Origin of the sequence: Streptococcus mitis (genome assembly GCF_009496205.1) — a bacterium.
GTDB lineage: Bacteria > Bacillota > Bacilli > Lactobacillales > Streptococcaceae > Streptococcus > Streptococcus mitis_BN.
In genome coordinates this window covers 1-7,412 of record NZ_WIJO01000075.1, presented here as the reverse complement: position 1 = coordinate 7,412, position 7,412 = coordinate 1, and the positions used below count along the sequence as shown (strand labels likewise).

Here is a 7,412-nt window from a genome sequence, read left to right as displayed (position 1 = left end):
TATCATTGCGGTCTGAAAGGGTAAGGTGTTTCTTTTTTGTCATAGTAGACCTCATTTCTAACTCAAACGTCTCACACTTAATTCCACCATAAAAATCCGTTTTAGACTAATTTCCACTTTGACCAGTCAAGTGGAAGTTACTTTGAGAAGTTACCAAAACAATCAAAAATATTATTTTATATCTTAAAGTATTGAAAATTCCTATATTATTTTATAAAATAAGGATAAAAGACTATTAAAAGTGATGCGCTCACATAAAAATGAAAACGATTACTAAAAGGAGAGTTTTTATGGGAAAAGGCCATTGGAATCGGGAAAGAGTTTATAGCATTCGTAAGTTTGCTGTGGGAGCTTGCTCAGTAATGATTGGGACTTGTGCAGTTCTATTAGGAGGAAATATAGCTGGAGAATCTGTAGTTTATGCGGATGAAACACCTATTACTCATACTGCTGAGAAACCTAAAGAGGAAGAACCGATAGTAGAATAAAAGGTTGATCAATCTTTGGAAACTAAAAATGTAGTCGAAAGGGCAGAACACAGCGAAACTAGCTTAACTGGATCTATTGTATCTGAGAAGAAAGAAGATGAAGCTGTAACTCCAAAAGAGGAAAAAGTGTCTGCTAAACCTGAAGAAAAAGCGCCAAAGGTAGAATCACAAGCTTCAAGTCAAGAAAAACCGGTCAAGGAAGATGATAAAAGTGAATTTTAATCAAAATTGGCACTTTAAACTCAATGTAAATTCTAAGGAGGCCATTAAACCGAATGCAGACGTATCTACGTGGAAAAAATTAGATTTACTGCATGACTGGAGTATCTTTAATGATTTCGATCATGAATCTCCTGCCCAAAACAAAGGTGGACAGCTTAACGGTGGTGAAGCTTGGTATCGCAAGACTTTCAAACTTGATGAAAAAGACCTCAAGAAAAATGTTCGCCTTACTTTTGATGGCGTCTACATGGATTCTCAAGTTTATGTCAATGGTCAGTTAGTGGGGCATTACCCAAATGGTTATAATCAATTTTCATATGATATCACTAAATATTTGAATAAAGATAGACGTGAGAATGTAATTGATGTTCATGCAGTCAATAAACAGCCAAGTAGTCGTTGGTATTCAGGAAGTGGTATCTATCGTGATGTAACTTTACAAGTGACAGATAAGGTTCATGTTGAGAAAAATGGGACAACCATTTTAATACCAAAACTTGAAGAACAACAACATGGCAAGGTTGAAACTCATGTAACCAGCAAAATCGTCAATACGGACGACAAAGACCACGAACTTGTTGCCGAATATCAAATTGTTGAACGTGGTGGGCAGCATGTAACAGGCTTAGTTCGTACATCTAGTCGTACTTTGAAAGCTCATGAAACGACACAACTTGATGCTATTTTAGAAGTTGAAAAACCAAAGCTCTGGACAGTCCTAAGTGATAAACCTGCTTTGTACGAATTGGTTACTCGTGTATATCGTGACGGTCAGTTTGTGGATGCTAAGAAAGATCTGTTTGGTTATCGTTACTATAACTGGACACCAAATGAAGGTTTCTTTTTGAATGGTGAACGTATTAAATTCCATGGTGTTTCTTTACACCACGATTACGGAGCACTTGGAGCGGAAGAAAACTATAAAGCTGAGTACCGTCGTCTTAAACAGATGAAAGAAATGGGTGTCAATTCCATTCGTACAACGCATAACCCTGCCAGTGAGCAAACCTTGCAAATAGCTGCTGAACTTGGTTTGCTTGTTCAAGAAGAAGCCTTTGATACTTGGTATGGAGGCAAGAAACCATATGACTACGGACGTTTCTTTGAAAAAGATGCTACTCATCCAGAAGCTAAAAAAGATGAAAAATGGTCTGATTTTGACTTACGTACCATGGTTGAAAGAGGCAAAAACAATCCAGCTATCTTCATGTGGTCAATCGGTAATGAAATCGGTGAAGCTAATGGTGATGCTCATTCACTAGCTACAGTAAAGCGTTTGGTCAAGGTTATTAAAGACGTTGATAAGACACGCTACGTTACTATGGGAGCAGATAAGTTCCGTTTCGGTAATGGTAGTGGTGGACATGAGAAAATTGCCGAAGAATTAGATGCTGTTGGTTTTAACTACTCTGAAGATAACTATAAAGCTCTTCGAGCTAAGCATCCAAAATGGTTGATTTATGGTTCTGAAATCTCTTCAGCAACTCGTACTCGTGGTAGTGATTATCGTCCTGAACGTGAATTGAAACATAGTAATGGACCTGAACGTAATTGCGAACAGTCAGACTACGGTAATGACAGAGTCGGCTGGGGTAAAACAGCCACAGATTCATGGACTTTTGACCGAGACAATGCTGGCTATGCTGGTCAATTTATCTGGACTGGGACAGACTATATTGGGGAGCCAACACCTTGGCATAACCAAAACCACACGCCAGTTAAGAGTTCATACTTTGGTATTGTAGATACTGCAGGTATTCCAAAATATGACTTCTATCTCTACCAAAGTCAATGGGTTTCAGTTAAAAAGAAACCAATGGTCCATCTTCTTCCTCACTGGAACTGGGAAAATGAAGAGTTAGCATCAAAAGTAGCTGATTCAGAAGGCAAGATTCCAGTTCGTGCTTATTCGAATGCTTCTAGTGTAGAATTGTTTTTAAATGGCCAGTCTCTAGGAGAGAAGAAATTTAACAAAAAGTAAACTAGCGATGGAAGAACATACCAAGAGGAAGCTAATGCTAAAGAGCTTTATCTCGAGTGGAAGGTTGCTTATAAACTAGGAACTCTAGAAGCAGTGGCTCGCGATGATGCTAGTAAAGAGATTGCAAGAGATAAAATTACTACTGCGGGGCAACCAGCAGGTGTACGCCTCATCAAGGAAGAAAATGCAATCGCAGCAGATGGCAAAGATTTGACTTACATCTACTACGAAATTGTAGACAGTGAAGGCAATGTTGTTCCAACTGCTAACAATCTCGTTCGCTTCCAATTGCATGGGTAAGGACAGCTAGTCGGTGTCGATAATGGGGAACAAGCTAGCCGTGAACGTTACAAAGCGCAGCCAGATGGTTCTTGGGTTCGTAAAGCCTTTAATGGTAAGGGTGTTGCAATTGTCAAGTCAACTGAGCAAGCAGGTAAATTCACGCTTACTGCTCATTCTGATCTCTTGAAGTCTGCGCAAGTAACTGTCTTTACTGGTAAACAAGAAGATAAAGAAAAAACAGTTTTAGGAACAGAAACACCAAAAGTACGCACAGTTATTTCTCAAATTCCAAAAATGCCGAAAACAGTAGGTTTTGTATACAGCGATGGTAGTCGTGAAAAACTTCCAGTAACTTGGTCTCAAGTCGATGTTAGTCAAGCAGGAGTTGTGACTGTTAAAGGTACAGCAAATGGACGTGAGGTAGAGGCTCGTGTCGAGGTTCTAGCAATTGCGAAAGAATTACCAACAGTTAAACGTGTTGCTTCAGGATCAGACTTGAACACTGTAGATAAATATGTGTCAATACTTGTAACCGATGGAAGTGTACAAGAGTACGAAGTAGATAGCTGGGAGGTTGCGGAAGCAGATAAAGCCAAACTTTCAGTAGCTGGATCACGTATTCAAATGACTGGTCAGTTAGCTGGAGAAACTATTCATGCAACTCTTGTGGTAGAAGAAGGAAATGCTGCAGCACCTGTAGTGCCAACTGTTACTGTTGGAGGTGAAGCAGTAACAGGTCTTACTAGTCAACAACCAATGCAATACCGCACTCTTGCTTATGGTGCCCAATTGCCAGAAGTCACAGCAAATGCTGAAAATGCTGATGTTACAGTTCTTCAAGCAAGCGCAGCAAATGACATGCGTGCAAGCATCTTTGTTCAATCTAAAGATGGTGGCCCTCTTCAAACCTATGCAATTCAATTCCTAGAAGAAGCACCAAAAATTGCTCACTTGAGCTTGCAAGTGGAACAAGCTGACGGTCTCAAAGAAGACCAAACAGTCAACTTGTCGATTCGAGCTCACTATCAAGATGGAACGCAAGCTGTATTACCAGCTGATAAGGTGACCTTCTCTACAAGCGGTGAAGGGGAAGTTGTAGTCCGAAAAGGAATGCTTGAGTTGCATAAACCAGGAGCACTCACTCTGAAAGCTGAATATGAGGGTGCTACAGGTCAAATCAATCTCACTATACAAGCAAATATTGAGAAGAAGATTGCGCAATCCATCCGTCCTGTAAATGTAGTGACAGATTTACACCAAGAACCTACTCTTCCGTCAACAGTAACTGTTGAGTATGACAAAGGTTTCCCTAAAACTCATAAAGTCACTTGGCAAGCTATTCCGAAAGAAAAACTAGACTCCTATCAAACCTTTGAAGTGCTAGGTAAAGTTGAAGGCATTGACCTTGAAGCGCGTGCTAAAGTATCTGTAGAAGGCATCGTTTCAGTTGAAGAAGTTAGTGCGACAACTCCAGTCGCAGAAGCACCACAATTACCAGAAAGCGTTCGTACATATGATTCAAATGGTCACGTTTCATCAGCTAAGGTTGCATGGGATGCGATTCGTCCAGAGCAATACGCTCAGGAAGGTGTCTTTACAGTTAATGGTCGCTTAGAAGGTACTCAATTAACAACTAAACTTCATGTTCGAGTATCTGCTCAAACTGAGCAAGGTGCAAACATTTCTGACCAATGGACCGGTTCAGAATTGCCACTTGCCTTTGCTTCAGACTCAAATCCAACCGACCCTGTTTCAAATGTCAACGATAAGTTGATTTCCTTTAATGACCGACCAGCCAATCGTTGGACAAACTGGAATCGTAGTAATCCAGAAGCTTCAGTCGGTGTTCTGTTTGGAGATTCAGGTATCTTGAGCAAACGCTCCGTTCATAATCTAAGTGTCGGATTCCACGAAGACCATGGAGTTGGTGCACCGAAGTCTTATGTGATTGAGTATTATGTTGGTAATACTGCTCCAACAGCTCCTAAGAATCCTAGCTTTGTAGGCAATGAGGACCATGTCTTTAATGATTCTGCCAACTGGAAACCAGTGACTAATCTAAAAGCCCCTGCTCAACTCAAGGCTGGAGAAATGAACCACTTTAACTTTGATAAAGTTGAAACCTATGCTGTTCGTATTCGCATGGTCAAAGCAGATAACAAGCGTGGAACGTCTATCACAGAAGTACAAATCTTTGCGAAACAAGTTACGGCAGCCAAGCAAGGACAAACAAGAATCCAAGTTGACGGCAAAGACTTAGCAAACTTCAACCCTGATTTGACAGACTACTACCTTGAGTCTGTAGATGGAAAAGTTCCGGCAGTCACAGCAAGTGTTAGCAACAATGGTCTCGCTACCGTCGTTCCAAGCGTTCGTGAAGGTGAGCCAGTTCGTGTCATCGCGAAAGCTGAAAATGGCGACATCTTAGGAGAATACCGTCTGCACTTCACTAAGGATAAGAACTTACTTTCTCATAAACCAGTTGCTGCGGTTAAACAAGCTCGCTTGGTACAAGTAGGTCAAGCACTTGAATTGCCGACTAAGGTTCCAGTTTACTTCACAGGTAAAGACGGCTACTAAACAAAAGACCTGACAGTTGAATGGGAAGAAGTTCCAGCGGAAAATCTGACAAAAGCAGGTCAATTTACTGTTCGAGGTCGTGTCCTTGGTAGTGACCTTGTTGCTGAGTTCACTGTACGAGTGACAGACAAACTTGGTGAGGTTCTTTCAGATAACCCTAACTATGATGAAAATGGTAATCAGGCCTTTGCTTCAGCAACCAACGATATTGATAAAAACTCTCATGACCGCGTTGACTATCTCAATGACGGAGATCATTCAGAAAATCGTCGTTGGACAAACTGGTCTGCAAGACCGTCTACCAATCCAGAAGTATCAGCAGGCGTCATCTTCCGTGAAAACGGTAAGATTGTCGAACGGACTGTTGCGCAAGCTAAACTTCACTTCTTTGCAGATAGTGGTACAGATGCACCATCTAAACTTGTTTTGGAACGCTATGTCGGCCCAGACTTTGAAGTGCCGACCTATTATTCAAACTACCAAGCCTACGAATCTGGACATCCATTTAACAATCCAGAAAATTGGGAAGCTGTTCCTTATCGTGCGTATAAAGATATTGCAGCTGGTGATGAAATCAACGTAACATTCAAAGCTGTCAAAGCCAAAGCTATGAGATGGCGTATGGAGCGTAAAGCAGATAAGAGCGGTGTTGCGATGATTGAGATGACCTTCCTTGCACCAAGCGAATTGCCTCAAGAAAGTACTCAATCGAAGATTCTTGTAGATGGAAAAGAACTTCCTGATTTCGCTGAAAATCGTCAAGATTATCAAATTACCTATAAAGGTCAACGTCCAAAAGTCTCAGTTGAAGAAAACAATCAAGTAGCTTCAACTGTGGTGAATAGTGGTGATGATAGTCTTCCAGTACTTGTTCGTCTCGTTTCAGAAAGTGGAAAACAAGTTAAGGAATACCGTATCCAGTTGACCAAGGAAAAACCAGTTTCTGAGAAAACAGTTGCTGCAGTACAAGAAGAACTTCCGAAACTTGAATTGGTTGAAAAAGATTTAGCCTACAAGACAGTTGAGAAAAAAGATTCAACACTGTTTCTTGGTGAAACTCGTGTAGAACAAGAAGGAAAAGTTGGTAAGGAACGTATCTTTACAGGCATTAATCCTGATGGAAGTAAGTAAGAAAAACTCCATGAGGTGGTAGAGGCACCAACAGACCGCATTGTCTTGGTTGGAACCAAACTAGGAACTTTTCCTCCAGAAGACGAAGTTAAAAATCTTGTTCTGAATCGCCCAGAACTTGTAGTCGAAGAAGAAACCATTGACTTCAAGGTTCAGGAACAAAAGAATGACAAACTTCCAGCAGGTCAAACTCGTGTTCTCCAAGAAGGAAGACAAGGCGTTCGTGTTCACTTGATTGAGGTTGAAAATGGTAAGCGAACTGAAAAGGATAGCTATGATAAAGTTTTGGTTCAGAATCGCATCGTAGAAGTCGGCACAGCTGGTGAAACAACTATACCAGTAGCTCAAGAAGCTACAAAACCACAAGTGTCAGAAAAAGCAGATACAAAACAAATCGCTTTAAGTGAAGCCAGTCAAGCTAATAAAGTGCAGTTGCCAAATACAGGAAGTGCGGTAAGCCAAGCAGCAGTAGCAGCAGGTTTAGCTCTTCTAAGTTTGAGTGCAGGATTAGTAGCTACTAAAGGTAAAAAGAAGACTAGAAATTTTGATACCTTCTTTATCATTAAAGACCAGAGAGAAACTCTTGTCCTAGATAGAAGATAAAGAGTCTGGGACAAAAGTCTAACCTTAGATATAAAAAGCGAACAAAACGAGTTATCTGACACTCAGAATTCTGTCTTGTTCGCTTTTTTGTCTAATCAATCGATTTTAAAATTTATAATAAAGAA

General features: G+C 40.6%; 1 pseudogene. It reads left to right on the top strand.

Going from position 1 to position 7,412, the window contains the following annotated elements:
* Window positions 1-290 precede the first annotated feature (290 nt).
* Window positions 291-7,287: pseudogene (gene bgaA / locus GEZ85_RS10440) on the top strand (LPXTG-anchored adhesin/beta-galactosidase BgaA).
* Window positions 7,288-7,412: the final 125 nt, after the last annotated feature.